This window comes from Cupriavidus basilensis, assembly GCF_008801925.2.
GTDB lineage: Bacteria > Pseudomonadota > Gammaproteobacteria > Burkholderiales > Burkholderiaceae > Cupriavidus > Cupriavidus basilensis.
In genome coordinates this window covers 64,562-86,165 of the sequence record NZ_CP062804.1, presented here as the reverse complement: position 1 = coordinate 86,165, position 21,604 = coordinate 64,562, and the positions used below count along the sequence as shown (strand labels likewise).

Annotated in this window: 20 protein-coding genes; 6 read left to right on the top strand and 14 right to left on the bottom strand. The window is 66.4% G+C overall.

Translation table 11 applies throughout. The features are described 5' to 3' along the window. Positions 1-94 precede the first annotated feature (94 nt). Positions 95-739 (top strand): OmpW/AlkL family protein, encoded by a 645-nt coding sequence (locus F7R26_RS21345; RefSeq protein ID WP_150986460.1) that lies wholly within the window; start codon positions 95-97, stop codon positions 737-739. A 52-nt stretch (positions 740-791) separates the two neighbouring features. Here the strand turns inward: F7R26_RS21345 and F7R26_RS21340 are convergent, their stop codons facing one another. The 3 genes from F7R26_RS21340 to F7R26_RS21330 all read right to left on the bottom strand — a co-directional run bounded on the left by F7R26_RS21340 (position 792) and on the right by F7R26_RS21330 (position 3,796). Next, positions 792-1,487 carry an HD-GYP domain-containing protein gene (locus tag F7R26_RS21340; RefSeq protein WP_150986459.1) on the bottom strand — a complete coding sequence of 232 codons (696 nt, stop codon included), beginning with the start codon at positions 1,485-1,487 and terminating at the stop codon, positions 792-794. Positions 1,488-1,586: 99 nt separating this feature from the next. Beyond that, positions 1,587-2,579 (bottom strand): tripartite tricarboxylate transporter substrate binding protein, encoded by a 993-nt coding sequence (locus F7R26_RS21335; RefSeq protein WP_150986458.1) that lies wholly within the window; start codon positions 2,577-2,579, stop codon positions 1,587-1,589. A gap of 140 nt (positions 2,580-2,719) precedes the next feature. Continuing rightward, positions 2,720-3,796, bottom strand: a complete 1,077-nt coding sequence (locus F7R26_RS21330; protein ID WP_150986457.1) for a tartrate dehydrogenase — start codon at positions 3,794-3,796, stop codon at positions 2,720-2,722. Between the two features lie 156 nt (positions 3,797-3,952). Here F7R26_RS21330 and F7R26_RS21325 point away from each other — a divergent pair, with 156 nt between their 5' ends. Beyond that, positions 3,953-4,876 carry a LysR substrate-binding domain-containing protein gene (locus F7R26_RS21325; protein ID WP_150986456.1) on the top strand — a complete coding sequence of 308 codons (924 nt, stop codon included), beginning with the start codon at positions 3,953-3,955 and terminating at the stop codon, positions 4,874-4,876. 58 nt (positions 4,877-4,934) lie between these two features. On the opposite strand, the gene F7R26_RS21320 is transcribed toward F7R26_RS21325, so the two are convergent. Next, positions 4,935-6,431 (bottom strand): AMP nucleosidase, encoded by a 1,497-nt coding sequence (locus tag F7R26_RS21320; protein WP_150986455.1) that lies wholly within the window; start codon positions 6,429-6,431, stop codon positions 4,935-4,937. Between the two features lie 172 nt (positions 6,432-6,603). Between F7R26_RS21320 and F7R26_RS21315 the strand changes: the two genes are divergently transcribed. Then, on the top strand, positions 6,604-6,993 hold the full coding sequence (locus F7R26_RS21315) for a GNAT family N-acetyltransferase (protein WP_150986454.1): 390 nt from the start codon (positions 6,604-6,606) through the stop codon (positions 6,991-6,993). A gap of 54 nt (positions 6,994-7,047) precedes the next feature. Then, positions 7,048-7,482, top strand: a complete 435-nt coding sequence (locus F7R26_RS21310) for an EamA family transporter (RefSeq protein ID WP_150986453.1) — start codon at positions 7,048-7,050, stop codon at positions 7,480-7,482. 33 nt (positions 7,483-7,515) lie between these two features. Here the strand turns inward: F7R26_RS21310 and F7R26_RS21305 are convergent, their stop codons facing one another. Beyond that, the gene (locus tag F7R26_RS21305; protein WP_150986452.1) at positions 7,516-8,517 is read right to left on the bottom strand and encodes an MBL fold metallo-hydrolase; all 1,002 of its coding nucleotides are present in this window, start codon (positions 8,515-8,517) and stop codon (positions 7,516-7,518) included. A gap of 53 nt (positions 8,518-8,570) precedes the next feature. Next, positions 8,571-9,164 (bottom strand): hypothetical protein, encoded by a 594-nt coding sequence (locus F7R26_RS21300; RefSeq protein ID WP_150986451.1) that lies wholly within the window; start codon positions 9,162-9,164, stop codon positions 8,571-8,573. A 261-nt stretch (positions 9,165-9,425) separates the two neighbouring features. Here F7R26_RS21300 and F7R26_RS21295 point away from each other — a divergent pair, with 261 nt between their 5' ends. Next, complete coding sequence (locus F7R26_RS21295; RefSeq protein WP_241754668.1) at positions 9,426-11,534, top strand: ParB/Srx family N-terminal domain-containing protein; 2,109 nt, start codon at positions 9,426-9,428, stop codon at positions 11,532-11,534. 81 nt (positions 11,535-11,615) lie between these two features. On the opposite strand, the gene F7R26_RS21290 is transcribed toward F7R26_RS21295, so the two are convergent. The 3 genes from F7R26_RS21290 to F7R26_RS21280 all read right to left on the bottom strand — a co-directional run bounded on the left by F7R26_RS21290 (position 11,616) and on the right by F7R26_RS21280 (position 14,405). Beyond that, the gene (locus F7R26_RS21290; protein ID WP_150986450.1) at positions 11,616-12,602 is read right to left on the bottom strand and encodes a Bug family tripartite tricarboxylate transporter substrate binding protein; all 987 of its coding nucleotides are present in this window, start codon (positions 12,600-12,602) and stop codon (positions 11,616-11,618) included. An 88-nt stretch (positions 12,603-12,690) separates the two neighbouring features. Further along, the gene (locus tag F7R26_RS21285; RefSeq protein ID WP_150986449.1) at positions 12,691-13,047 is read right to left on the bottom strand and encodes an AtuA-related protein; all 357 of its coding nucleotides are present in this window, start codon (positions 13,045-13,047) and stop codon (positions 12,691-12,693) included. After that, positions 13,044-14,405, bottom strand: a complete 1,362-nt coding sequence (locus F7R26_RS21280; protein WP_150986448.1) for an acyclic terpene utilization AtuA family protein — start codon at positions 14,403-14,405, stop codon at positions 13,044-13,046. The genes F7R26_RS21285 and F7R26_RS21280 overlap by 4 nt, the downstream gene beginning before the upstream one ends. A 161-nt stretch (positions 14,406-14,566) precedes the next feature. On the opposite strand from F7R26_RS21280, the gene F7R26_RS21275 reads away from it, so the two are divergent. Continuing rightward, positions 14,567-15,463 (top strand): LysR family transcriptional regulator, encoded by an 897-nt coding sequence (locus F7R26_RS21275; protein ID WP_150986447.1) that lies wholly within the window; start codon positions 14,567-14,569, stop codon positions 15,461-15,463. Positions 15,464-15,864: 401 nt separating this feature from the next. On the opposite strand, the gene F7R26_RS21270 is transcribed toward F7R26_RS21275, so the two are convergent. From F7R26_RS21270 to F7R26_RS21250, 5 genes are all read right to left on the bottom strand, one after another. After that, a complete protein-coding gene (locus tag F7R26_RS21270; protein WP_150986446.1) occupies positions 15,865-16,632 on the bottom strand; it encodes an SDR family oxidoreductase in 768 nt (255 codons plus the stop codon). Positions 16,633-16,655: 23 nt separating this feature from the next. Further along, a complete protein-coding gene (locus F7R26_RS21265; RefSeq protein ID WP_150986445.1) occupies positions 16,656-17,792 on the bottom strand; it encodes an ABC transporter substrate-binding protein in 1,137 nt (378 codons plus the stop codon). Positions 17,793-18,043: 251 nt separating this feature from the next. After that, on the bottom strand, positions 18,044-18,556 hold the full coding sequence (locus F7R26_RS21260; RefSeq protein ID WP_043352720.1) for a hypothetical protein: 513 nt from the start codon (positions 18,554-18,556) through the stop codon (positions 18,044-18,046). 242 nt (positions 18,557-18,798) lie between these two features. After that, a complete protein-coding gene (locus F7R26_RS21255) occupies positions 18,799-20,235 on the bottom strand; it encodes an acetate kinase (RefSeq protein ID WP_150986444.1) in 1,437 nt (478 codons plus the stop codon). Between the two features lie 105 nt (positions 20,236-20,340). Further along, complete coding sequence (locus tag F7R26_RS21250; protein WP_150986443.1) at positions 20,341-21,603, bottom strand: hypothetical protein; 1,263 nt, start codon at positions 21,601-21,603, stop codon at positions 20,341-20,343. Position 21,604 lies beyond the last annotated feature (1 nt).

Genomic DNA, 21,604 nt, shown 5'->3' with positions numbered 1-21,604 from the left:
CACCGATGCCCATCTTCTTGCTTTCGGTCAAGGCTCGACCGGAAACGCTGCGCCAAACTGTGCGTGAAGTTTCCTAAAACACGAGCCAACCATCATGAAGAAGCACCTGCATACCCGTCTGTGCACCACTGCCATTGCCACCCTTGCCGTGCTCGGCGCCGTTGCCGCGACGCCCGCTGCTGCTGCCGATGAAGCGCAGGGCAACTGGATGGTGCGCCTGCGCAGCACCTATCTCGACATGGCCGGCAAGTCCGACCCGATCGGCGGCGTTGGCGCCTCGGACCGCATCACGGTCAACAACAAGTGGATTCCGGAACTCGATGTCACCTACTTCTTCACGCCGCACATCGCCGCCGAGCTGGTGCTGACCGTGCCGCAGAAGCAGAACGTCTACCTGGATGGCAACAAGATCGGCTCCTTCACGCATCTGCCGCCGACGCTGCTGGTGCAATATCACTTCATTCCCAACGGCACCTTCCGCCCGTATATCGGCGCTGGCCTGAACTTCACGCGCATCTGGGGCGCCGACATTGCCAACAATTCGCTGTCGCTCGATAGCTGGAGCGTGGCGCCGGCCCTGCAGATCGGCATGGACTACAAGCTCACCAAGAACTGGTTCCTCAATGCCGACGTCAAGAAGGTGTGGCTGTCGAGCGATGTGAAGGCGGCCGGCGTGAAGGTCTCGAACGTGAGCCTGGATCCGTGGCTGTTCAGCATGGGTGTGGGATACCGCTTCTGACGAAACGCGATAAGTCGCGCCACGGCACAACGAACGCACGGCGGATCCCGCGTCAGGCTCTGGCTTGGCGCGGGATCTGCCGCAATGCGTTGCGATTCAGGCCATAGAAGCGCGCGACCACAGCCATCTCGGAGCCAGCATCCAGCAGCACTTGCGCCGACTTCCGGCTCCGCAGTATCTGCGGGATGTTGGCGAGGAAAACGCTCGTCACGTCCGGGTCGAAATGCGTGCCGGAACCAGCCGAGACAATCGACAGCGCATCGTCGTCGCTCATGCCGGGACGATAGCAGCGCGACTCCGTCATGGCATCGAACGCATCGGCGATGGCCACGATACGCGCGGCCAGCGGGATCTCCTTGCCGGCCAGGCCGCGTGGATAGCCCGTGCCGTCGAAGCGCTCATGATGATCGTGCGCGACCTGCGACGCCAGGCGCATCAGCGCGTCCGCGCTGCCCGCGAGGATGTTCGCGCCGATCTCTGCATGCCGCTCGATCACCTGCCGCTCATCGGGGAGCAGCTTGCCAGGCTTGAGCAGTACGGCATCGGGGATGGCGAGCTTGCCCACGTCGTGCGCCGGCGTGACGAGCCGTATGCGCTCGCAGTGCGCCGCATCCAGCCCCACCAGATCGGCAAGGCAGGCGGCAATCGTCGCAGTGCGAACGAGATGGCCCGATGCATGCGGGTAACGCAAGCAGCCAGCGAGCGTCAGGCTGGCCAGCGTAATAACCGCATGGGGATTCGTAGTCATGGTGCTGAAGCTGGGCGAAGCGCGAGATTCTATGCCTGCCGAGGCATATCGCCAATAGCTGATGGCCAACCGCCTTCGTGGCCACGCACTTCGCCTGCCTCAGTCCATGCTGAGATTGGCCTGCTTGACGAGCTTGCCGAAGCGGCCGATCTCTGCCTGGATCTGGCTGCGCATCTGCGCTGGCGTGTTGCCCACCGGCTCCGCGCCGATCGCGGCGAACTGCTGCTTGACGTCGTCGCTGGCGAGGCTCCTGGCGATTTCCGCGCTCAGCTTCGCCACGATCTCGGGCGGTGTGCCCGCGGGCGCCATCACGCCGAACCAGGACGCGATGTCAAAGCCGGGCAGGCCCGCTTCGGCCAGCGTTGGCACGTCCGGCAACGCGGACGAGCGCTTCGCGGTGGCGACCGCCAGCGCCCTCAGTTTGCCGGCCTTGATGTAGGGCAGCGCGGACGAGGTCGTGTCGAACATCATGGACACCTGCCCGCCCATCAGGTCCGTGATGGCGGGCGCGCTGCCCTTGTAGGGGATATGGCCGATATCGGTGCCGGTCTGCGCCTTGAACTGTTCGCCAATCAGATGGTGCGCGGTACCGTTGCCATTGGAGGCATAGGTCAGCTTGCCGGGATTGGCCTTGGCATAGGCGACCAGCTCCTGCACCGTCTTGGCGGGGAAGCCCGGGCCGACCACCAGCACGTTCGGCACGATGGCGACGACCGATACCGGCGCGAGGTCCTTTTGCACGTCGTACGAGAGCCGTTTGTAGACGCTAGGCGCGATGGTGTGGTGAACCGCGCCCATGAGCAGCGTGTAGCCGTCCGCCGGCGCCTTGGCAACGGCATCCGCCCCGATCGTCGCGCCCGCGCCCGGCCGGTTCTCGATGACCACGGGCTGGCCCAGCGCCACCGTGAGCTTTTGTCCGACGGTGCGGGCCAGGATGTCGGTCGTGCCGCCCGGCGGGAACGGCACGATCAGGCGGATCGGCTTGACGGGATAGGCCTGCGCGTTGGTTTGTGCGTTGGTTTGTGCGAAGGCGGTACCGGCAGCGAGCGTGAATGCGAGCGCGGCCGCCGCAGTCCGGAATGCGGATTGCATGCTTGTCTCCTCTTTGCTTTTCTATTTCTTCTATTGCTTCTATTGCTTCTATTGTGAGCGGCCCGTCCAGGGGCGGGCCGCTTGCGCAGAACATTGTGCCGCCATCGTTCTCGCCCCACTTCGCGGCTTGGACGGCTGGTTCAGGCGGCTTGCTTGACCTGCTGCGCCAGTACCTTGCAGATGGCTTCGGTGACGCTCGCCGTGGTTGCCGTGCCACCCAGGTCCGGCGTGAAGACAGCGGCCGCCGTGATGTGCTCGATCGCTGCCATCAGCCGATCGGCCGCGGCCTTCTCGCCGAGATGCTCCAGCATCATCGCGGCGGTCCAGAAGGTCGCCACGGGATTGGCAATGCCCTTGCCGGTGATATCGAAAGCCGATCCGTGGATGGGCTCGAACATCGACGGGAAGACGCGCTCGGGATTCAGGTTGGCGGTGGGCGCGATGCCCAGGCTGCCGGAGAGCGCGGCGGCCAGGTCGGACAGGATATCGGCGTGCAGGTTGGTAGCGACTACCACATCCAGCGTCTGCGGCTTGAGCACCATGCGCGTGGTCACGGCATCGACCAGCTCGCGGTCGGTCTTGACGTCCGGATAGTCCTTGGCCACCTCGTAGAAGATCTCATCCCACATCACCATGCCAAAGCGCTGTGCGTTGGACTTGGTCACCAGCGTGAGCTGCTTGCGCGGGCGCTTGCGCGCCAGCTCAAACGCAAAGCGGTGAATACGCTCGACACCGGCGCGGGTGAACACCGAGGTCTCGGTCGCGGTCTCGATGGGCAGCCCGCGATGGGTACGGCCGCCGTTGCCGGCGTACTCGCCCTCGGAGTTCTCGCGGATGATGACCCAGTCGATATCCTTGCCGTTCACGAGCGGGCTGCGCACGCCGGGCAGCACGCGTGCCGGGCGCACGTTGGCGTACTGGTCGAAACCCTGGGCGATGGGCAGGCGCAGGCCCCACAGCGAGACATGGTCCGGGACGTTGAGCGCACCCACGGCCCCGAAGAAGATCGCGTCGAACTGTTTCAGGCGCTCCAGGCCATCGGTCGGAATATAGTACCCACGCTCCAGATAGTAGTCGGAGCTCCAGGGAAAATGCTCAACGCTGAGCTTGAACCCGCCATCCTGGGCGGCCAGCGTCTGCAGCACCTGCAGGCCTGCCGAGATGACTTCCGGGCCAATGCCATCGCCCGGGATGGCCGCAATCTTGTATTCGCGCATCGCGCTGTCTCCTCCTCGTGGTTCACGCCTGGCAGGCTCGCCGCGCTCGTTCGCACCAGCCGCGGCATGGCACTGCCGTCCTGCCATCGACTATGGCCGAAAAACATCGGCGTAGAATCAACTCAAATTCAATCTACTTTTAACCTGAGGTTAAAGATGGGACAGCCCTCCGAACTGGCGTTTTTCTCGGCACTGGTCAAGGCCGGCAGCCTGTCGGCCGCGGCCCGGGAGCTGGATGTCACGCCGGCGGCGGTCAGCAAGCGCCTGGCGCAGCTGGAAACGCGGCTCGGCGTGCGCCTGCTCAACCGCACCACCCGGCGCATCGGCGTGACTGCGGAAGGCGAGGTGTACCTGGAGCATGCCCAGCGCATCCTCGCCGACATCGAGGACCTTGACCAGTTGCTCGCCAGCGGCCGAGTCGCGCCGCGCGGCCTGCTGCGCGTGAATGCGCCGCTGGGCTTTGGCCGCACGTACATCGCGCCGGCCATCTCCGCCTTTGCTAAACGACATGCGCAAGTGGAAGTGCAACTCCACCTGACCGACCGCCCCATCAACCTGGGCGACGAGGGCTTCGATGTGGGGATCCGCTTTGGCGAGATGCCGGATGCCCGCCTGATCGCCCGCAAGATTGCCGATAACCGCCGGCTGGTCTGCGCGGCCCCGTCCTACCTGAAGGCGCACGGAACGCCGTCCACGCCGCATGACCTGGCGCAGCATCAATGCATCGTGCTGCGGCAGAACGACTCGGCCTACGGCATCTGGCGGTTCACCAAGGGGAAGAAAACGGAAGCGGTCAAGGTGCGCGGGCCGCTGAGCAGCAATGACGGCGAAGTCACGCTGACGTGGGGACTCGACGGGCAAGGCATCCTGCAGCGGGCGGAATGGGATCTCGCGAAATACCTGCGCAGCGGCCGGCTGGTATTGCTGCTGGAGGATTATGCGTTGCCGCCCGCCGACATCTATGCGGTGTTTCCGGAACGGCACAATATGTCAGCCAAGGTCAGGGCGTTCCTTGACTTCCTGGTGGCGCATTTCGAGGGGAAACTGGCCAAGGCGCGTGGCGGCCCGACCGCGTGGTGAGTGAGGGATGCAAGACGCCGGCGTCCCCGCTCGCACGGGAACGCCGGCAGGAGCCAGCCTACCGGAACGCCGGCTCGTCAAAACTGCGCAGCTTTCGCGAATGCAGTTGCTCGGCACCGCCCTCGCGCAAGATGCGAATCGCCTCCAGCCCGATCGACATGTGCTGGCTCACCCGCTGCCGATAAAACGCATTGGCCATGCCGCGCAGCTTGAGTTCGCCATGCAGCGGCTTGTCGGACACGCATAGCAAGGTGCCATACGGCACCCGCAGGCGGAAGCCGTTGGCAGCGACCGTGGCGCTCTCCATGTCGATGGCAATCGCGCGAGACTGGTTGAAGCGGGCGTACAACGCCTTGGACTTGAGCTCCCAGTTGCGGTCGTCGGTGGAGACAACGGTGCCGGTGCGCATGCGGGTCTTCATCTCGTTGCCGGACAAACCCGTCACGCGCACCACGGCCTCTTGCAGCGCGACCTGGATCTCCGCGATAGGCGGCACCGGCACCCAGGGCGGCAGGTCGTGATCGAGCACGTGGTCATCGCGTACATAGGCGTGCGCCAGTACGTAGTCGCCGAGTTGCTGCGAGCGGCGCAGGCCGCCGCAGTGGCCGACCATCAGCCAGCAATGCGGACGCAGCACGGCAAGGTGGTCGGTCATGGTCTTGGCGTTGGACGGGCCCACGCCGATATTGACCAGCGTGACGCCAAGCTTGTCCTCGCGCACCAGGTGATAGGCGGGCATCTGCGGCAGCGCGCGCGGACGCAGGGCGTCGTCGGGCTCGGCCTCGCCGCGCTCTTGCACCACATCGCCGGGTTCCACGAAGCGCGTGTAGCCATCGGCGCCTTGCGTGTCGTCGGCGGCCATCAGCGAGCGGCCGAGCGCAATGAATTCGTCGACGTAGCGCTGATAGTTGGTAAACAGCACAAAGCGCTGGAAATGCTGGGGCGCGGTGCCCGTGTAGTGATAGAGCCGCTGCAGCGCCAGGTCCACGCGCTCGCCGGGAAACATCGAGAGCGGCCAGGCTTCGCCCGGCACCGGCTCATAGGTGCCGTTGGCGATGGCGTCGTCGATGCGGCTCAGCTCGGGCAGCACGAACGAGGCTTCGAGTTCGCGCGCCTGCGTATAGCTGATGTCCGTGGTGGAGGCTTCGATGACGAACGGCAACGGGATCGGGCGGCGGCTGACGCCGACCACCACGGGCACGCGGTGGTAGCGTATCAGGCGCTCGATCTGGTCGCGGTAGTAATCGGCCAGCAGTTCGGGGCGGGTGACCGTGGTGCCGTAGACCCCGGGGTAGGCAACCGTGCCCCAGGATGGCCGGCTGTCGGTGACCATGGTTTCGAGATTGACCGAGATGCCCAGGTAGGGATAGCAGGCATGTGCCGCCGACGGCAGCGGCTGGCCCTGGGCGAAGGCGTCGAAGCGCGCGCGGATCGCGCCGACCGAGGCATCGTAGATTTCACGGATGCGAGCCAGCGCCGCGTCGGCGTCGGAAAACTCGGCCAGCTGATCGGCCGGATGGGCGGAAGAGAAGATCGAGGCATTCATGGGAAACATGATACCCCGCTACAGAGCGGAAGCAACATGGCTTGGCGCAAATTGACGGGCCTTCGCGCGCTCGCTACACTGCCTGCAGTCTTTTTGCGGCCCCGCGCCGCACTCGCCTCGTGACGCCCCCCATTAGAAGGGCAGCGCCGAGTTGCCGTATCTGCTTGCATGGGGAGCCCCGATGGAAATCCGCAATCTGCTGCCAGAAGAGATCGAGGCGGCCAGACAACTCCTTGCGGCAAACGGGTGGGCGCACCGCGTTGCCAACACGGAACGCTTTGCCCGGCTGATCGCCAACTCGCAACGGGTGGTGGTGGCGGTCGATGACGGAGAGATCGTGGGTTTCGCGCGGGCCCTGTGCGACGACATCTCCAACGGCTACCTGTCGATGGTCGCGGTGACGCCGAGCCATCGCCGCCGCGGCATCGGCCGCGCGCTGGTGCGCCACATCGTCGGCAACGATCCCGACATCACGTGGGTGCTGCGCGCCGGGCGCTCGTCCGAGGCGGCCTTCTTCGGGCAGCTCGGCTTTGTGCCCTCGCTGGTGGCCATGGAGCGCCGGCGCACCTGAGCCGGGCCCCGCGGGCTGGCATGCCGCTCAAACCTTCATCGCGCACAACAACACATGGCCTCTTCCACCGGTTGGTTTCATTGGGCGTTGCTGTCGGCCGTCTTTGCCGCGCTGACGGCGATCTTCGCCAAGATCGGGCTGGAAGGCGTCAACTCGGACCTTGCCACGCTGGTGCGCACGGCGGTGATCATCGTGGTGCTGAGCTTTTTCGTGGTGCTCACGGGCAAGTGGAGCAACCCGCTCGCGCTGTCGCCGCGGACGTGGATCTTCCTCGTGCTCTCCGGGCTTGCCACGGGCGCCTCATGGGTGTGTTACTTCCGGGCGCTGAAGATTGGCGATGCCTCGAAGGTGGCGCCGGTGGACAAGCTGAGCCTGCTGCTGGTGGCGGTGTTCGCCGTGATCTTTCTCGGCGAACGCCCCAACCTGCGCGAGTGGGCCGGCATCGCGCTGGTCGGCGCCGGCGTGCTGGTGCTGGGGTTCAAGCGCTAAGCGGCAACCGCGGCACATGGGGTCGCATCGACATTACCGGTCCGTGCGCAGCGGCCCGTATTCCACCGGCACCCAGGCGTAGCCCTTGCTCTCCGCGCGCACATGGCCGATCCCCGGGAACGGCAGGTGGGCGCCCGCCACCCACAGCTTGCCGCGCGCGGCATCGGCAAACATCTTCTTGCGCGTGCGCACCGCCTGCGTGCTGTCCGAGTCGAACTCCAGCGCCACCTCTGGGCGGCGGAATTGCACCGCGTGGCTGTGCACGATATCGCCCCACACCAGCAGGCTTTGATTGCCTGACTTGAACAGGTAGCCACTGTGGCCCGGGGTGTGCCCGCGCGCCGGCACCGCGCTCACGCCCGCCACCAGCTTGTCGCCCGCGCCGAAGGTGCGCAGCCGGCCAGCGGCCTGGTAAGGGGCGACGGCGGCACGCGCCATGGCGAACGAGGACTGCGCGTCCTGTGGCGCGCGCGCGGCGGTGGCTTCGTCCAGCCAGTAGTCCGCCTCGGCCTTGTCGACATACACATTGGCGTTGGCGAAGACGGCCTTGCCGCCGGCCATCAGGCCGCACGCGTGATCGCCGTGCATATGGGTCAGCAGCACCGTATCGACCTGGGCGGGGTTGTAGCCCGCCGCGCGCAGGTTCTCGACAACACGGCCCAGCGTGGGGCCAAAGCAAGCCGCCGTGCCGGTGTCGACCAGGATCAGGTTGGTGCCAGTGTTGATCAGGTAAGCGTTGACAGCGGTCTGCATGCCGGGCGTGGAGGCCACGAACATGCGCGCGAGCAGGCCTTGTACCTCGCCCGGGCTGGTGAACTTGAGCACCTTGGTGTCCAGGTCGACATAGCCGTCGTAGAGCGCGGTGACCTCGAACTGGCCCAGCATCATGCGGTAGTAGCCGGGCACCTGGGTCTTCTGCTGGGCCGGCGGGGCCGCTGGCGGCTGGACCTGCGCCAGCGCGGGCAGGCCGGCAAGGGCAAGGGCGCAGACCATCGAAAGCGAAGTCAGGCGGGCAGCAAGGCAGGGCAGGGTCATGGGTCGATCCTTTAGGAGAGCGAAGCCAGGCAACGCCACGTGCCGCTGCCTGTTCAACGGCTGTTTTGCGCAGCGCCGGAACGCAGATACGCCAGCGCCGGTGCCAACTGTGCCAGTGCCGGAGCCTGCGCGCAAACGTGCGAGGCGGTGCTCCAGGGATAGGGCAGGCGGGCCAGCCAGCCGTCGAGCACCTGTTGTGCGGTGTCGGCGGGCAACACGTCCATGGCCTCGATCACGATGGTGAGTGCCTGCACGCGCCGGGCGCCATCTTGCCCGGAGAACTCCCACGCGTAGCTGCCGCAGCCCACGCGCACGCCACCGCTGGCCTTGTCGGTCATGCCTACCAGCCAGTCGCAGCCATAGCGTTGCGCGTCGGCTGCGGGCGGGGCCTCTGCCAGGCAGAACGTGTAGACATTGTCGTAGCTCTGGCCAAAGCGCCGCACCAGCACGTCGCTGATCGTGGCCAGGCCTTCGCTGCGTGCCGGGAACACGATGGCCTCGGACTTGACCGTCATCTCCAGCGTGGCGTCGGCAGCGAAGGCGTGCGCCATCAGATGGGGGCGGTTCTCGTCCTTGGCGCGGATATAGGTGCGGATCAGGCCCTGGGGATCGAGGGGGCCGGGAAACGTCGATGCGGGTGCGTTCATGTGTGCCTTTTGCGTGGTTGGCGCCATGGTAGCCCGCCTCCCGCGCCAGCGGTGGCGCGGCCCTCCCGCCAGCAAGGTTGCTTCGGAATGCGCCGACTCCCGCGATCGCACCGGCCTGGTTGCCTTTGTCTCAAGACCTTTCGTCACGCGCACGTCATCAAGCCGACATAGATTGTGGCCCTGCCGCCGCCCGCCCCCACAAGCGGGCGGCAAACGAGAACACACAAGAACAAACGAAAACAACGAACGGGTGAAAGATCGATGATCAAGCGAAAGCAATGGGCGGCAGTGGCCTGTACCCTGGCTACGGCAGCGCTGGCCGCCTGCGGCGGCGACGGCGACCAGACGCAGGCTGCGCAAGCGGGCGGCACCAGCACCGCAGGCAATGGCAGCAATGGCGGCGCGGTGACGCAGCCGGCCGCGCTCACGCCGCTGGCGGGCGGCTCGCTCTATGTCGGCGCGGTGAGCTTCGGCGATACCGTGTCCGTTGCGCTCGACCAGCCGGCCGCCGGCCAGGTCACGCTGCGCTTTCTCGATTCCCGCTTTGGCCTGGGCGGCACGCTGGTGGGCAGCTACACGCTTAGTGGCGACACCTACAAGGTCACCAAGCTGGCGGCGGCCAGTGCCGACGTGCCCGCAGCCCTGGCCACCGCCGCGAGCGCCATCAGCTTTGAGTTCGTGGTCGATGCCGGCGTGCTGTCCGGTGCGCTGGGCCAGGTGCCCAACCTCCTCGCGGGCGGCGGCGCGCTGCTCCAGGGCCACGTGAGCGCGGCCAACAAGGGTGCGCAGCTAAGCGATGTCGCGGGCATCTACAACTATCTGCGCCAGGCAGGCACCACGGCCGCCGTGGGACAGGTCAAGATCTCCGCGAACGGGACGGTGCGCGCCTGCGCCGGCGCCGCCTATGCCGACAATTGCGCCGGCGGCGAAAACGGCACGCTCGCCGCGGACGCGGACCAGCAGCGCTTCCCCGGCGCCTTCGCCGTGACGCTGGGCGGCAGCAAGATCGGCCGCCTCTTCGTGGCACGCCAGGATGGCCAGGCAACGCTGTTCGTCGACGAAGCCGCCAGCAATGCCGACGGCAGCCCGCGCAACGGCAGCTGGGTGCTCAAGAGCGCGCAGGCCATTGCTGCCGGCGCCGCCGACGGCGACTGGCTATGCGCCGAGTCCGAACTGGACGACGGCAACGCGGCCACTGGCCGCACCCGCCGCAACATCGTGTCGATCGCGGGCAACCGGCTCGCCGCCGACAATATCGCCACGGACGTCGCGCTGAACTACAACGCGGCCATCGGGGCCAGTGGCGCCGTCGCCACCGGTGCCAACGGGCTGATCTCCGGAACCTGGCAGGACACTGTCGCCGCGCAGCCGCAAGCCGCGTCGCTGGCGCTGCTGCCGGTCACCGCCAAGCTGGCCTACCAGCTACGCGACGTGCCCGGCGCCAAGCGGCGCGTCCAGAGCGTTTGCACGCCGCTGGCCGCGCAAACCCCGACCACCACCTACCTGCAAGCCAAGGCCGGCGACATCGTGCAGGTCACGCTGGCCGACCTGCGCCCGACCCAGCCGGCCATCGGCTTCGACCAGATCTACTACAAGCTGGGCCGCTACGCGGCCGACCCGGCCAAGAAGTTCGATGACGCCTGCGAGGCCAACGGCCAGAACAAGGCCAGCGCGACGACCGCTGCCTCGCGCCTGGACAACCTCGCCTCCTTCACCTGCACCAAGGCGGTCGGCAACAAGCCTGCGGATATGAAGACCATGGTGATCGGCCCGGCGGGCAAGCCGTACCTGACCGATGGCCATCACACCTTCACCAGCGTGTGGGAAGCGGCCGATGGCGGCCCGCAGGCGAAGATGTGGATCAAGGTGCAGGACAACCTGGCCACGCAGGATCGCGCCACGTTCTTCCGCACGCTGCGCGAGCGCAAGCTGATGTGGCTGAAGGACACCGCCAACCGCCCGACCACGCCGGCCGAACTGCCGCCGTCGCTCGGCCTGCGCAACGGCCTGGGCAACGACCGCTATCGCTCGCTCGTGTATTTCACGCGCGACATCGGCTACCAGCAACTGGCGGACGCCACGGAGTTCACGGAGTTTTACTGGGGTGACTGGCTGCGCCAGCGTGTCAACCTGGACAACTACCGCCTGGACGACACCACGAGCTACCTGAGCGCCGTGCGCGCAGCGGCCACCGCCATGGTGGCGCTGGCCCCCACCGATCCGGTGAGCAGCGGCAAGACCGCCGCGGCGCTGGGCGGGCTGACGGTGCTCAACGAGACGGAGTTCACGGCGTTGTCGCAGCCGGTGGGCAGCGCCAAGCCCGGCAAGCTGCCGTATGCGGTGGGCTACAAGGCGACGCTGGCCCAGTAAGCTGGCCTGGCCGCCTCGCCGTGCAGCTGAATCGCACGGCGAGGCGGCGCAACGACGCCAGAATCCTTTTGAAATGGCCTCTTATTCTGGCTGGATGTTGGCGGCCTTGATGATGCGGCCCCACTTGGCCGATTCCTGCGCCTGGAACTTGGCCAGCTCCGCGGGCGTGCTGGTGAACACGTCGGTGCCGGTGGACTGGTAGAAGTTTGCCGCTGTCTCGCTCCTGGCGGCCTTCACCATCAGGGCGTTGAGCTTGTCCACCACCGGCTGCGGCGTCTTGGCCGGCGCGTAGGCAGCGAACCAGTAGCTCATCTCATAGCCCTTGACACCGGCCTCGTCGATGGTCGGCACATTGGGCGCCAGCGGCGAGCGCGCCTTGCCCGACACACCCAGCGCCTTGAGCTTGCCGCTCTTGACCTGGGGCAGGCCAGTGGCGGTATCGGTGATCATCATCTGGATCTGGTTGCCCAGCAGGTCGGTGATGGCCAGCGGGTTGCTCTTGTAGGGCACATGCAGCAACTGCACATGCGCCATCTGCTGGAACAGCTCCCCGGCAATGCGCGAGGACGAGCTGCCGCTGCCAAAGCTGAGCTTGCCCGGCTCCTTCTTCGCCAACGCGATGAATTCCCCCACATTGTTGACCGGCAACTGCGGGTTGACCACCATGATCTGGCCGCCACGGCCCAGCGCGGTCACCGGCACATAGTCCTTGACCGGATCGTAGGGCAGCTTCTTGAACAGATGCTCGTTGGCCGCATGCGTGGTGTTGGTGCTGATCAGCACGGTATAGCCGTCCGGGCTGGCCTTGGCCACGTCACTGGCGGCGATAAAGCCGTTGGCGCCGGGCTTGTTGTCGACCACCACCGTCACCTTGGCATCCACCGTAATGGCCTGGCCGATCGCGCGGGCGAGCTGGTCCGTGGCGCTGCCGGCGGCGAACGGCACCACGAAGCGAATCGGCTTGTCCGGAAACTCCGCCTGCGCCGGGCCGGCCAGCAGCGCGAGCGCCGCGGCGGCGATGCCGGTGACCACCTTCAGGCGGGAAGCGGACTTGGTGTATGCGGACATCTTTGGTCTCCTGTTCGAATCTGGAATCGTTCTGGTTTGTCGTTCTGGTATGTCGCTTTACTTCTGTGTTGTGCTTCTGCGTTGTGCTTCAGCCGGCGCCGGCCAGCCGCGGGGGCAAAGGGATTTCCAGCTGCAGCAGCAGGAAAGACAGCGCCTTGCCGTGCGTATCCAGGTTGAGGGCATCGTTCACGCCGCCGTCGAGCACACCGTCGATGACAAAGTTCATCGCCTGCAGCGAGGACACCACGTAGCGCTTGACCGCCGCTGGTTGGCGGCAGCGGAACAGCGCCGCCACCGCGTCCTCGGTGACATGCGCGACAAGGTGGTCGAAGTCGCGCGCGTCGTAGGCGATCACGCTGATGTTGGAGCGATCCCCCTTGTCGCCCGTGCGTCCGTGCGCGAGCTGGTAGAGCGCGATGGTGGTAGGGGTAGCGGTTGCGTTCATGGCAGCAGGGAGTGGCTTGCGGTGACGGCGCTGCGCGGCACCAGGCAGGACATGGCGTTCAGCCGCGCGCGCAACGCGGTGCGCACACCGCCCCCGCCGGCGGGGCCGCAGGTGTACAGCGCATTGACTTCGCGCAGCAGCGCTTCGGCCACGGGCTTGTCCTCATGCGCCAGCGCGGCGCGCAGGCGTACGTCCTGCGCCTGTGCCTCGCCGGGCTGTGTTTGTTGCAGCAGGCGGCCGCCATCGTCGGCAAAGACGCTCAGCACGCCAATCAGGTCAAAGCGAATCGGCACCGCATGGCCAAGCAGGTCCATGCGCTTGCGCACGATCTGCGCAGCCAGGCGCGCGCGCGCCGCCGCGTTCGGGCCGGCGTAGGAGATCTCGCCTTCCGCGATCCATCCGCCTTCGTAGAACAGGTTGGCCTTGAGCTGCTCGGGCCGCTCGCGGCCACGCACATTGCGCACCGCCACGCGGTCCGGGCCGATCTGCTCGACCGTGGCCGCGCTGATGTCGGCGATGACATCAGGCGTCAGATAGGCGGCGGGGTCGTGCACTTCGTAGAGGAGCTGCTCCTTGACCGTGCGCAGGTCCACGCAGCCGCCCGTATCCGCCGCCTTGCTCACTTCGATATTGCCGTCTTTGTCCAGGCGCACGATGGGATAGCCGACGGCGTGCACATCCGGCACATCCTTCATGCCGGGATCGGCGAAATAGCCGCCGGTGACCTGCGCCCCGCATTCCAGCAAATGCCCGGCCATGGTGGCGCGCGCCAGCCGGTCCCAGTCCTGCCACGACCAGCCAAAATGCGCCATGGCCGGGCCCACCGCCAGCGCGGGATCCGCCACGCGGCCGCACACCACCACCTGCGCGCCGGCCCGCAGCGCATCGGCAATGCCCTGCGCGCCAATGTAGGCATTGGCGCAAACGAAGCGTACCTCAGGAAAACCCGCGCCCACAATCTCGCGCAGCACCGCCCGGCCCGCATCGTGCGAGAGATCGTCACCCTCCACCACCGCCACCCGTGGCGGTGCCAGGCCCAGCTCTGCCGCCAGCGCACGCACGCGCTGCGCCGCAGCATGGGGATTGGCCGCGCCGAAATTGCCGACGATGGGAATGCCGTTGGCCAGGCACAGCCCCAGCACCGGCGCGAGCAAGGCGTCGAGCAACGGCTCGTAGCCGTGGGCGGGATTGTTGCGGCGCGCCAGCTGGGCCAGCGCCAGCGTGCGCTCGGCCAGCGTCTCGAACATCAGCACGGCCGGCCCGCCCGCTGCGATCAGCGTGCGCACCACGGGCAGGGCGGCGTCGGTGCGGTCGCCGGAGAAACCGGCGCCGGAGCCGATCAGCAAAGGGGCGGTCATAGGATGAAAGCCTGGTGAGAACCGGGTGAACAAAGGCTGGCCGCGCGCGGGAATGCCGGCCGATGCGGCTATTCTAGACGCGCCGCCATCAACCAAAAAGCGGATAATTTGGATTAATCTATCGACTTTCCAGATTAAATCGAAGCCGCTGGCGCTTGCCAATGAACCTCTCCGTCAAACACCTGCGCGCCTTTGTGGCCCTGGTCACGCACCGCAACTTCACCCGCGCGGCGCAGGCCTGCCACTTGTCGCAATCCGCCTTCAGCGCGCTGATCCAGACGCTGGAGGAACAAGCCGGCACGCGGCTGTTCGAGCGCACCACGCGCCACGTGGAGCTCAGCGTGGAAGGACGGCGCTTCGAAGACGTGGCGGCGCGGCTGCTGGCCGATTTCGAGACCGCCTTCGCGGAACTGCGCGACCATGCCGAGCGCCGCAAAGGACGCGTCTCGATCGCCGCACTGCCCTCGCTGGCGGCAGGCGACCTGCCACCGATCCTGGCCGCCTTCCACCAGCGCTACCCCGGCATCACCATCGAACTGTTCGACCTGCTGGCGGACGGCTGCATCGACCTGGTCAGGCGCGGCCGTGCGGATTTTGCGCTGGCGCCCGCCCCCGCGCAGGATAGCGACCTGCGCATCGAGCCCCTGGTAACGGACACCTTCCACCTGGTCTGCCGCGCAGACCATCCCCTGGCCAGCCGGCGGCGCGTGACACCCCAGGCGCTGGCAGGCCTGCCCTTTATCCAGCTCTCCCGCACCAGCAGCGTGCGCCAGCACCTGGATGCCGCGCTGCACCCGCTCAAGCTCAACGGGGTCATGGAAGTGGAACACCTCGCCACCGTAGCCGCGCTGGTAGCCGCCGGACTTGGCGTGACCGTGGTGCCAGCCCTGGCGCTATTCCAGTTCCAGCAAGAAAGCCTGGCCATCCGGCCCATGCAGCTGCCATCGCTGGTGCGGGATATTTGCCTGGTGCGCTTGAGGGAGAGGGGAGATTCGACAGCAGCGGCAGCGATGATCGAAGCGCTGCAAGCGCATTTCAAGAAGAGGAAGGCAGCCTGAGCAGGAGGCGCTTACAGGCCCGCCGAAACCAGCAAAATCGGCAACGCCCCCGCAACAACGCGATGTAGCCGTGATGCCCGCCCCCAGGCGGAAATCACCCCAGCGCGATGCGAAGCGAGCCGTGAAGGTGTGCCCAGGCCGTATGGGGCGCCTCGGGCTTCGGCGAAAAGAGCGGAAAAGAGGGACCCTTGTCTGAGTATCGCCTTAAGGCGATGCGAGTTTGGGTCCCGGCCGCTCTTTTCGTCGAAGCCCGAGGGGTAGTCGCCCCATCCGGCGCGCCTTCTTTGCCTACTTTCTTGGCAAGACAAGAAAGTAGGTCGCCGCCCCGCAGGGGTGGTGAAACTGCTTTTGACTTTGACTTCAAGCTCACGCAGCCAAAACCCAAATTCAAAAATCAAAAATCAAAAATGCGCCAGATACCCCCCATCCACCGCCAAAACATGCCCAGTAACATATGAAGCCGCCCCCGAAGCCAGAAACACCACCGCCCCCGCAATCTCCTCCGGCTGCCCCCACCTCCCAAGCGCAGTCCTCTGGCGCAACCAGTCGGCAACGCCAGCATCATCCACCATCGGCTGATTGGGCTCGGTAGCAAAATACCCGGGCGCAACCGCATTCACAGTCACCCCGTCGCGTCCGAGATCCGCCGCCATGGCGCGCGTCAGCGCATCGAGCCCACCCTTGGTCGCGGGATACAGCACATCGTTGGCACGTGCCACCTGCCCCGCAATCGAGCTGACATTGACGATGCGCCCGTAGCGCCCGCGCCGCATCAGCTGCGCCGCGTGGCGGCACAAGGCGTAAGGCGCCACCAGGTTGGTCTCCAGCATCTCGCGCAGGTCCGCCGCGTCCAGGTGCGCCATATTGCTGCGGTTGCGCGCGCCGGCGTTGTTGACGAGGATATCCAGGCGGCCATGCGTGGCATTGATGTGGGCAAAGGCGGCGTCGACCGCGGCCGCATCGGTGACGTCGAGCACCAGCGGCTCGGCGCGGCCGCCGTCAGCGGCCAGCGCGGCAACGGCGGCATGCACGCGCTCGGCGTTGCGCGCGGCGACGATGACGTGGGCGCCGGCTTGCGCCAGGCCGGCGGCAATTGCCTGGCCCAGGCCTTGCGCGCCGCCAGTGACCAGCGCCACGCGGCCTTCGAGGGAAAAAGGTATGGTAGCCATGCGGCGACTATACCGCAGCGGGCCTAGCGGATCAGCTTGCCAGTGGACGACACGATCGACATTTCGACAAATGACGAACCCGTATGCCGCGTCGGGCTGTAGCTGATCAGGATGCCGCCGAGGTCATAGTCGCGCAGGCTCTCCAGCGCGCCGACCAGCCGCTCGCGCGTCAGGTCCGGCCCGGCACGGCGCAAGCCCTCCACCAGCACCTTGGCCGACATGAAGCCCTCCATGCCGGCATTGCTCGGGTCCACGCCTTGCTGCCGCGCCAGGCTGCGGTATTCGCTGGCAATGCTCATCTGGCTGGAATTGGTGCCTGGCACCACCTGCGTGATGATCAGGCCGCGCGCATCCTCGCCTAGTTCCTTGATAAAGGAGTCGGCAGCATTGTTGGACAGCGTGACGAACTGCGCCTGGCTGCCGCCGCGGCGCAGTTCCTTGATCAGCCGCGCCGCCTCGGAGCCGGAGCCGATGACCAGCACCGCTTGCGGATTGGCCTTGTTGATGGCGGCGACACCGGCCTGGATATCGCCCATCGGGCGCGCAAACGAGGCACTGGCCGCCGGCTGCACGCCGCGCGCCTGCAGCGCGGTGCTGAAGCCTTCGAACACGTCCTGGCCAAAGCCGTCGTTGGCGTAGAAGATGGCGATGCGGGTCATGCCCGAGGTGGCAAGATGGTTGATGGCGCGGGCCACCTCGTCCTGGTACTTGGCGCGTACGTTGAACACGTAGCGGTTGACCGGGCGGTGCAAGGTGATGGCGCCGGTCAGCGGTGCCACCAGCGGCACCTTCTCGGTGTTGACGATGGGCAGGATGCTTTCGTTCTGCGGCGTGCCGCGCACCATGAAGAGCGCGAACACCTTGTCTTCCTGGACCAGCTTGCGCACATTGTCGGGCGTGCGCCTGGCGTCGAAACCGTCGTCGTACGTCACCAGCTCGATGCGCCGCCCTCCTACACCGCCGTTGGCGTTGACCGTTTTCAGGTAGACCTGCGCCCCGGCGATCTGCTCCTTGACCGAGCCCGCCACCGGCCCGGTCACCCCGGCCGATTGCCCGATCTTGATGGTGGTCCTGGTGACCCCTTGCTCGGCCTGCGCCAACGGCGCAAGCCCACCCAGCGTGGCGGCCAGCAGGCCGCACGCCATCCATGTTGTCTTCATCTCCGACCCCTCGTTCGCTTACGAATCTTTTGCTTTGTCATGCGTGCCACGGATAGGCACGGCGACACGCAAATTACCTCAAAGCGAGGCGATTCGGCAAATCGCTGTTGCAAAAGCGGCGAGGGAGGGCTCGGCTAGGGAAATATCGGGCGCTGGCCCGCCGGGGCAGGCGGCCCTCAGGCCGCCGAGCCTCGGCGTGACAACGGGTGCAGTCCTGCCCATCGGGATGCGGGGCAAGCGCGAGCGAGAACTCAGGGAAAGGCGGGAACGGCGGGATCCAGCCCGGCGAAGCGGGCTTCCGGATGGGCCGATTGCAGCAGCGCTTCGATTTCCTCGATGCGGCCACGCGGCACGTCCACCATCAGCAGGATCTTGCCTTCCTCGATGTCCTTTTCGAAGGCCTTGTGCCGGCTGTTGGGCGCGGAGCAGCCTATCATGCTGGACGCCCAGGCGCCAAACACCGCGCCCAGCACCGCCAGCACACCAACCAGGCCCCATTGCGGGGTCTCGCTGACGATCGGGAACATCGCCACCAGCGCACCCGCCACGATACCGATGCCGCCGCCCACCATCAGCCCCATCTCGGCGGCATGGACGATATCGGAAGTCTGGAACAGGTTGGCTTCGTGCAAGCCGCTCATATCGGCGCCATCGCGCGCGACAAAATGGATGTGGCTGTTCTCGATGCGAGCCAGCAGCAGGTCGTCCATGGTGCGGCGAGCACTCGCAAGATCGGGCAACAACCAGAAGATACGTTTGCGCATGACTCTCTCCTCGCTTCAGGCCACGTCTGGCCGTTTCGGACTATCCCGGCAGCGGTGTGCATGCGGAGTCGCCTTCACGCAGCCATGCCAAGCCAAATGGTGGAGGTGCATCCGTATCCGCCCTGGGGACGGGTCTTTTCATTTGTACGCCAGTCACGGGGGGAGCGCAAGGCAACATCGCAGCGATGCCGCCCACGCGTCACCTCCCGGCGTTTTCCGTCCGTTCGCGTACGCGCCTTGCATCAGAATGTGATCGGCAAGCGCACGGTTACCGTCAGGTTTGGCGTATCGGTGGTAAGCCCGGCGCCGACCGATACGTTCAGCGTGTACCGGCTGTTGAACCGATAGGAATAGCCCACCAGCAAGGTGCCTTGCGTCACCCGCACCGAGCCCGGCACGGTCGAGCCGTTCTGCTTGGTCGGCCAGATGATGCTCTGGTCGTAGCCGATACTGAACGAGGCATGCTCGTTGAGCGAGAGGCCGATACCGAAATTGAAGCCGAAGATATCGCCCGGCGCGATCTTGCCGAGCGGCTCCTGTTGCCCGTTCAGTACCGTGCGGCTGACATTATCCCGTGCGAAATTGTGCAGATAGCTAAAGGTGCCGAAGAACACCGCCGGGTCAGTCGGCAACAACCACGTAATGCCTGGCTGGATTGCCTGGAAGCCGGTACCCGTGGGCAGCCCCAGCGGCAGGCCGGTGCCGGTGGTATTGCCCACGCAGCGCGTCACGCAATCGGTCACCACATCGAAGGGGCTCTTGCCGGTGGCGGACTTGTAGCGCAGCCAGCCGATGAAGTACGGCATTTTCTCGTTGCCGTAGTTGATCTGGTAGCGCACCGTCGCCTCCACGTCGCCCAGCCCCTTGCCGCTGGCATTGAAGACGTTATCGACCGCGGTGCCGGTGAAGACTTCACGGCTGACCGTTGAGCCGGAACTCTGCACATAGGGCACCTTGGCTTCGATCTCCAGGCGCTTGGTGACACCGTAGCGAAACGCGACGGCTTCGATGTAGGTGGAGGTCTTGACCTCGCGCACATCGATCAGGCCGATCAGGAGCGCGGGGATGATGGTGTAGCCAACCAGCGCCACCCGGTCGCTGGACGAATATCCGTACTGGAAGCTTGGCTCGACCACCAGCTTGCCGGCGGGTGTCAGCACGCCGGGCTGGTCGAAGATCGGCGCGATCGCAGGAGGGGCCGTGTTGGCCTCGGGTGGTTTGCCCACCGGCTGCTCGTCGCCGGCGAGCGCCATCTGGGTGTTGTCCTGCGCATTGTTCTGGTTGTTGCCAGGGGAACTGTCGCTGGCTTGCGGCAGGTTGTTGGTATTGGGCAAGCCTTGCGTGCCCGCCGAGCCGGCAGCGGCGGAGGCGGCATTGGTAGCGGTATCGCCAGGGGTCACGCCGCCAGTGCCGGGCGCGCGCTGGCCGCCGCGCTTTCTCGCCAGCACGTCGGTACCCAGCACGCTGCGCAACTCGCGGATGGTGGCCTCCTGCTCCGCCATCGACCGCTTCATCTGCTCCAGGGTGGCGGCCTGCTCGGTCACCTCCCGCTTGAGCGCTTCCAGCTTTGCCGCGGCCGGTCCTTCGTCAGGTGGGGTCTGGCCCTGTGCCATCCCGCCCAGCAACAGCAATGTCGAACACCCGGCCTGCCGGATGCCTCGCAGCGACCCTTTTTTCATTTCGCCTTCCTCCCCCGGACGGCGGACTACTTTGTACAGGAGTCCGCAACCTGCTTAACCCGTACTGCTTCTCGCTTTGCGCAACTTGCTTCCAGTCGTCCGTCTTCAATGCCTGCCGGCTGCACTGAGCAATGCATTGTTCAACGTCGCGTTGGCCACCTGGGCGCGGAATGCCTGCAAGGTGTTAACCCCTGCGTTGATGGTCACCAGGTTCTGGATCGACTGATTGTTCAACGTGTTCTGAATCACCGTCACCGGCGCACCGGCCAGCATGCTCGCCGCGGCGCTATTGCCTGGCCCGTTCTGTATCAGGCTCAGGACGCCGTTGGTGGTCACCGCGGCACCGGCCGCCGCGATCGCTGTCGCCGGCAGGCTGGTCACCGCGGTGCCCGCGCTGCCGCTGGCGCTGCCACTGGTGCCGGTACTGCTACTGCTGCCTCCTGCTGCGCTGCTGCCGTTGGCCCCGCTGGTGCCGGCTGTCACGGGATTGGAAGCCAGCGCGTTGCCCACGGCCGTGGCCGCCGCCGCCCCGGCGCCGGTCGCTATACTGAGTGCCGCGGCCAACCGTGTCGCCTGATCGGCAGTGATGCGGCTCACATCGGGAATAGTAAGACTGGTTGACACCACCAATGCACCGTTGATAAGCACGGTGCGTTCGATACCGAACGAAACCTGCAGCCCGCTGCCAACGTCGAAGCCGCCACGCAGGTCATCCAGGCGCTCCTGCGCCACGGGTTTCCAGCTCGCCATGGTGGTGCGAGCCGCGTGCACCTGCGGTGCCGGTGCTTGCGCGCGCGCGGTGTCAGGCCCCGCGATGGCGGCATCGCCGGACGCCTCGGCGGCCGGCCGCGCGGCTGCGGCAAAGCCGCCGCGCAGGTCTTGCAGGTCTTTGTCCGCCACCGGCTTCCAGGCAACCGTGTCGGCCCGCGCCGCCGGCGGTGGTGGCGCGGCCTGGATATCCTTGGTATCCGATGGGCCGGATGGCTCGGATCGCCCGGATGGCCCGGATGCGGCCTCGAGCGCGCCGCTGCTATCTGTCGTAGGATCCGGCGCGACTTCGGCGAGGTGGTCCGCCAGGGGCGCCGCAACGGGTTCTTGCTGGGCCGGCGTCCGGCCGGCCATGCTGCCGAGCGCGGCAGCCAGGTAAGGGTTATTGGTTCGGCTATCGGTTTGCTCCGGCACGGCCGGCGCTGCGGCAAGGCCGGCAGAGCCGGACGCGCTATGCAAGTCGAGCGCCTCGAGCCCGGTGCCTTCGTCGGCCCGCGCTTGCCCGGCGCAGGCCAGGCCGGCGCCCAGCAACATCGCTGCGGTGGCCGAACCGGCCCCGCCGCGGCGGCGCTGTGCTGGCGTTGAGGATGTCTGGAACATG

Coding starts and splice junctions, on each gene's coding strand:
- F7R26_RS21340 (WP_150986459.1), bottom strand. CDS start 1,487: ATGACTACGAATCCCCATGCGGTTATTACGCTGGCCAGCCTGACGCTC.
- F7R26_RS21330 (WP_150986457.1), bottom strand. CDS start 3,796: ATGCGCGAATACAAGATTGCGGCCATCCCGGGCGATGGCATTGGCCCG.
- F7R26_RS21275 (WP_150986447.1), top strand. CDS start 14,567: ATGAACCTCTCCGTCAAACACCTGCGCGCCTTTGTGGCCCTGGTCACG.
- F7R26_RS21320 (WP_150986455.1), bottom strand. CDS start 6,431: ATGTTTCCCATGAATGCCTCGATCTTCTCTTCCGCCCATCCGGCCGAT.
- F7R26_RS21270 (WP_150986446.1), bottom strand. CDS start 16,632: ATGGCTACCATACCTTTTTCCCTCGAAGGCCGCGTGGCGCTGGTCACT.
- F7R26_RS21265 (WP_150986445.1), bottom strand. CDS start 17,792: ATGAAGACAACATGGATGGCGTGCGGCCTGCTGGCCGCCACGCTGGGT.
- F7R26_RS21285 (WP_150986449.1), bottom strand. CDS start 13,047: ATGAACGCAACCGCTACCCCTACCACCATCGCGCTCTACCAGCTCGCG.
- F7R26_RS21315 (WP_150986454.1), top strand. CDS start 6,604: ATGGAAATCCGCAATCTGCTGCCAGAAGAGATCGAGGCGGCCAGACAA.
- F7R26_RS21255 (WP_150986444.1), bottom strand. CDS start 20,235: ATGAAAAAAGGGTCGCTGCGAGGCATCCGGCAGGCCGGGTGTTCGACA.
- F7R26_RS21325 (WP_150986456.1), top strand. CDS start 3,953: ATGGGACAGCCCTCCGAACTGGCGTTTTTCTCGGCACTGGTCAAGGCC.
- F7R26_RS21345 (WP_150986460.1), top strand. CDS start 95: ATGAAGAAGCACCTGCATACCCGTCTGTGCACCACTGCCATTGCCACC.
- F7R26_RS21305 (WP_150986452.1), bottom strand. CDS start 8,517: ATGACCCTGCCCTGCCTTGCTGCCCGCCTGACTTCGCTTTCGATGGTC.
- F7R26_RS21335 (WP_150986458.1), bottom strand. CDS start 2,579: ATGCAATCCGCATTCCGGACTGCGGCGGCCGCGCTCGCATTCACGCTC.
- F7R26_RS21295 (WP_241754668.1), top strand. CDS start 9,426: ATGATCAAGCGAAAGCAATGGGCGGCAGTGGCCTGTACCCTGGCTACG.
- F7R26_RS21310 (WP_150986453.1), top strand. CDS start 7,048: ATGGCCTCTTCCACCGGTTGGTTTCATTGGGCGTTGCTGTCGGCCGTC.
- F7R26_RS21290 (WP_150986450.1), bottom strand. CDS start 12,602: ATGTCCGCATACACCAAGTCCGCTTCCCGCCTGAAGGTGGTCACCGGC.
- F7R26_RS21250 (WP_150986443.1), bottom strand. CDS start 21,603: ATGTTCCAGACATCCTCAACGCCAGCACAGCGCCGCCGCGGCGGGGCC.
- F7R26_RS21280 (WP_150986448.1), bottom strand. CDS start 14,405: ATGACCGCCCCTTTGCTGATCGGCTCCGGCGCCGGTTTCTCCGGCGAC.
- F7R26_RS21260 (WP_043352720.1), bottom strand. CDS start 18,556: ATGCGCAAACGTATCTTCTGGTTGTTGCCCGATCTTGCGAGTGCTCGC.
- F7R26_RS21300 (WP_150986451.1), bottom strand. CDS start 9,164: ATGAACGCACCCGCATCGACGTTTCCCGGCCCCCTCGATCCCCAGGGC.